The sequence below is a fragment of the Porphyromonas sp. HMSC065F10 genome, from assembly GCF_001808555.1.
GTDB lineage: Bacteria > Bacteroidota > Bacteroidia > Bacteroidales > Porphyromonadaceae > Porphyromonas_A.
Genome location: NZ_KV793746.1, coordinates 1 through 3,229, shown reverse-complemented (window position 1 = coordinate 3,229; position 3,229 = coordinate 1). Strand labels below are relative to the sequence as shown.

Here is a 3,229-nt window from a genome sequence, read left to right as displayed (position 1 = left end):
CGCAACAAATCTCCAGCCTGCGGAATCGAGGAGTACCTTAGGACTTGAGACTACCAACTTTTTCCCCTAAATTTGCCTACGAATAAAACTACAAAACTTATATACAAAATCAATCAACACATGAGTAACCACTTTCTTACCCTCCTCTCCGGAGTGATGAGTCTCGCCGCTGTGGCGATACTCCCCGGTAGAGCGCAGGATGCACAGCAGCAGACCCCTCCGCTGCCGATCGACAAGGATGTGCGGATGGGCAAGCTCGACAACGGGCTCACCTACATCATCCGCCACAACGAGAAGCCCAAGGATAGAGCCCACTTCTACATCTCTCAGCGCGTCGGTAGCGTCCTCGAGGAGGATACCCAGCGCGGTCTCGCTCACTTCCTTGAGCACATGGCATTCCAGGGGAGCAAGAACTTCCCCGGCAAGGGCATGATCGACTATCTGGAGAAGAATGGTGTAAAATTTGGCTCCAACCTCAATGCCTACACCGCCATCGATGAGACGGTCTACCAGATCATGAACGCCCCGACGACGAATCAGAACTTCGTCGACTCCTGCCTCCTGATCCTCCACGACTGGAGTGGCTACCTCGACCTCACCGATGAGGAGATCGACAACGAGCGCGGTGTGATCCAGGAGGAGTGGCGTACGAGAGACAACGGCTCCATGCGCGCCCTCGAGCAGCTGCTGGCCTCAGCCTTCCCGGAGGATCACCGCTACGGACATCGTATGCCGATCGGCACGATGGATGTCGTGATGCACTTCCCCTACGACGCCCTCCGCAGCTACTACCACAAGTGGTACCGCCCCGATCTCCAGGCGATCATCGTCGTCGGAGACATCGACGTGGACCACGTAGAGGCTCAGATCAAGAAGACCTTCTCCTCCATCCCGATGCCGGAGAACCCCGCTGAGCGCATCTACTTTGACGTCCCGGATCGTCCAGAGCCCATGGCGGCTGTGATCACCAATCCCGAGGTCACCGGCACGCGGGTCTCTATCGCACAGACCTACGATGCGATGCCCAGGGAGCTCAAGGGGACTGCCGTCGGCTTCCTCAGTGACTTTATGTCCAATGTCATCAGTCAGCTCTTTGCCAATCGCTTCGATGAGATCCTCGAGCAGCCCAATGCCCCCTTCCTGCACGCCTCTGTCGGCATCGGCTCCTTCATCGTCGCACAGACGGAGGATGCCTTCCAGGCCGATGTGATCGCTGAGGAGGGCAAGTATGCCCGTGCCCTCGAGGCACTGACCGCCGAGCTGGCACGTGCCCGCAAGTACGGCTTCACAGAGGGAGAGTACAGCCGTGTGATCAAGAAAGTCCTCGCTGACTTCGACAACGGGGTCAAGGAGAAAAAGAATAGGACCAACGAGGACTACGCCATTGAGTACTCCGCCTACTTCACCCGCGGCGGCTACATCCCCGGCATCGAGACCGAGGCTATGCTCGCTCAGCAGATGGCCCAGATGATCAACGTCCAGGCAATCAATCAGCAGCTGGCACAGATGATCCCCGAGCAGGCGGGGCAGAATTTCTTCATCTCCATCATGGCGGTGCAGAAGGACGGCCTCACCTACCCGACCCCCGAGGAGCTGCTCGCGGAGTTTGACAAGGGGATGAAGCAGGAGGTGGAGCCCTACAAGGAGACCGTCTCCTCAGAGAACCTGATGGAGCAACTGCCTCAGCCCGGTGCTGTCGTAGCCACCAAGGCCGACCAGGCATTCAAGTCCACCAAGTGGGAGCTCTCCAATGGCATCAGCGTCTACCTCCTCCCGACCGACTATGCCGACAATGAGATCAACATCCGCGCCGTCAGCCCCGGCGGTATCGTCCGCGAGGACCCGAGGGACATCAACGTCCGCGCTGCCAATGACTTCGCCGGAGTAGGTGGCTACGGTGGCCACACGCCCAATGAGATCGAGAAGATCCTCACCGGTCGCAAGGTCTCCGTCTCCGCATCCATCGGTCGCACCAGCGAGACGATCTCCGGCTACGCTGCCAAGAGCGATGCTGAGCAGCTCTTCCAGGCGATCCACCTCATCACCACTGACCTCCGTAAGGATACTGCACTCTTTAGCGCTGCCCGCGACCGTCAGGTAGCGATGCTGGAGGCGGCCAAGAGCAACCCCACCCAGACCGTACTCCGCGACTCTCTTCCCTCTATGATCTACGGTGGCAATCCTGAGGCACTTCCCCTCACGATCGACCAGATCAAGTCTCTCAACTACGACAAGATCCTGGAGACCTACAAGAGCCGCTTCTCCGATATGGGCGACTTCACCTTCTTCATCGTTGGTGACTTCGAGCTCGACTCCATCAAGCCTCTCGTAGAGCGCTACATCGCCACCCTGCCCAATACCGCTCGCGGTGAGACTTGGCAGCGTGAGCTCGCCCTCCCGATGGCTAAGAAGTCAAGCGACCACCACTTCACCTACGAGGTAAGTACGCCCTCAGTCTTTGTCATCGATATGCTGATCAAGGACAACCCCACCTACGACCTCAAGAACATCCTCATGGCCGAGATCCTCAGCTCAATCCTCGACCAGCAGTACCTCGTCTCCATCCGTGAGGAGGAGGGCGGCACCTACGGTGTCTCCGCCATGGGCTCAGAGGACGAGTTCCCCACCCCCACCTCTCAGATGATGATCGTCTTCCAGACCAATAAGGAGCAGGCCGAGCACCTCAATCAGAGAGTCAAGGACGAGATGAAGGAGATGGTCGAGAAGGGTATGAATAAGGAGTTCTTCGAGAAGGCTGTCCTCAATATGAAGAAGCAATTTGACGAGAACCAGCACAAGAACAGCTACTGGATGAACCAGCTCGAGATGCAGGTGCTCCGTGACCGGAATACCAATGACAAGCTACTCGAGACACTCGACAGCATCACCATCGAGGATGTCCGCCAGTACCTCAAGAACATCATGACCGACAACACCTACCTCGAGATGATCGCCATCGGTGAGCCCGCAGCCAAGGAGGCTGCCACTAAGCCCGCCGCCTGATCGCGCGAGGAGACACACCCCTAATCAATCACTGAGCCGCAGTGGAGCACCCGCCCCACTGTGGCTCTCTTTTTCCCCTCTCCTTTCTCGCACAATTCTTTTACCGGTAAAAGAATTATCTAATACCGATATTAGATTTCTCTAATACCGATATTAGGCTTCTCTAATATCGGTATTAGAAATCCCCGACTACGTATGCGATTCCTGGAAAAAGTACACAGTTGAT

General features: G+C 56.9%; 1 protein-coding gene. It reads left to right on the top strand.

Annotated features, from left to right (window positions below; all coding sequences use genetic code 11):
* The first annotated feature begins 120 nt into the window (after positions 1-120).
* Entirely contained in the window at positions 121-3,003 is a 2,883-nt protein-coding gene (locus HMPREF2890_RS01070) for a M16 family metallopeptidase (RefSeq protein WP_070464156.1), read from the top strand.
* Positions 3,004-3,229: the final 226 nt, after the last annotated feature.